Source organism: Dietzia sp. HMSC21D01 (assembly GCF_001815995.1).
Lineage (GTDB): Bacteria > Actinomycetota > Actinomycetes > Mycobacteriales > Mycobacteriaceae > Dietzia > Dietzia cinnamea.
Genome location: NZ_KV823624.1, coordinates 1 through 1,602 on the forward strand (window position 1 = coordinate 1; position 1,602 = coordinate 1,602).

Here is a 1,602-nt window from a genome sequence, read left to right on the forward strand (position 1 = left end):
CGCCTGCCGCCGCACCCACCGCGGTGCCGGCCCCCGCGCCGCTGCCCAGCCCGCAGCAGCTGCAGCAGCAGGCGGAGAAGGCGGTGCAGGACTTCGCCGGGCAGGTCGACGCTGCCGCCAGGTCGCTGTTCGCTCCCTTCGCGCCGCCCACCCCGCCCGCGCAGCCGCAGGTCTGACACCGCGAGGGGGTACTCGTGGCGGGACTTTGAGACACTGGGGGAGTGACGTCTGCGAGTGATGCCTTCCCGACCCCGTCCGGCATGTCCGGGACCGCCCGATCGGCCGAGCTCTTCGCCGAGGCCCGCGAGCTGATCCCCGGGGGAGTGAACTCCCCGGTGCGCGCCTTCAACTCCGTCGGCGGAACCCCGCGCTTCATCCGTGAAGCGCGGGGTTCTCGCATGACGGACGTCGACGGCAACACCTACATCGACCTCGTCTGCTCGTGGGGCCCCATGATCCACGGGCACGCCCACCCCGAGATCGTCGACGCCGTCCGCGACGCCGCGACCCGCGGCCTCAGCTTCGGCACCCCCACCGAGGGCGAGGTCGACCTGGCGCGCGAGATCATCTCCCGCACCTCCGTCGAAGAGGTGCGACTCGTCAACTCCGGCACCGAGGCCACCATGAGCGCCGTGCGCCTGGCCCGCGGGTTCACCGGCCGCTCCAAGGTCATCAAGTTCTCCGGCTGCTACCACGGCCACGTCGACGCCCTCCTCGCCGACGCGGGTTCCGGACTGGCCACCTTCGCCCTGCCGGACTCGCCCGGCGTGACCGGCGCGACCGCACACGACACGATCGTGCTGCCGTACAACGACATCGAGGCCGTGCGCGTGGCGTTCGCCAACCACGGGGACGAGATCGCCTGTGTGATCACCGAGGCCGCCGCCGGCAACATGGGCACCGTCCCGCCGCTGCCCGGGTTCAACGAGGAGCTGCGCGCCCTGTGCTCGGACAACGGCGCGCTCCTGGTGATGGACGAGGTCATGACCGGCTTCCGCGCCGGCGACCGCGGCTGGTGGGGCATCGACGGCGTCGCCGGCGACCTCACCACCTTCGGCAAGGTCATGTCCGGCGGACTGCCCGCCGCCGCGTTCGGCGGCCGCGCCGACGTCATGGCCGCCCTCGCGCCGGCCGGACCCGTCTACCAGGCGGGCACCCTGTCCGGAAACCCCGTCGCCGTGGCCGCGGGCCTCGCCTCTCTCCGTCTGGCAGACCACGCCTGCTACTACACCCTGCAGACCAACGCCGACCGGCTCGAGGCCCTCGTCGGCAACGCGCTGCACGGCGCCGGCGTCACCCACACCATCCAGCGGGCGGGCACGATGCTCAGCGTGTTCTTCACCGAGGAGCAGGTCACCGACTACGCCGGCGCCAAGGCCGCCGAGACCTTCCGGTACGCGCCCTTCTTCAACACCCTGCTGGACCGGGGCATCTACGCCCCGCCGAGCGCCTTCGAGACCTGGTTCGTCTCCACGGCCCTCACCGACGACGACTTCCAGCACATCGCCGACGCCCTGCCCGTCGCCGCCGAGGCGGCCGCCGCCGCGACCGCCCCCGGAGACGGCCGATGAGCCGCAGCGGCCGCGGGCTCCGGGGACGTCT

General features: G+C 72.8%; 1 protein-coding gene. It reads left to right on the top strand.

The window, feature by feature from the left end:
• Window positions 1–260 precede the first annotated feature (260 nt).
• The gene (gene hemL, locus HMPREF3086_RS00735) at window positions 261–1,571 is read left to right on the top strand and encodes a glutamate-1-semialdehyde 2,1-aminomutase (protein WP_070719710.1); all 1,311 of its coding nucleotides are present in this window, start codon (window positions 261–263) and stop codon (window positions 1,569–1,571) included.
• The last annotated feature ends 31 nt before the right edge of the window (window positions 1,572–1,602 follow it).

Coding starts and splice junctions, on each gene's coding strand:
- hemL (WP_070719710.1), top strand. CDS start 261: ATGTCCGGGACCGCCCGATCGGCCGAGCTCTTCGCCGAGGCCCGCGAG.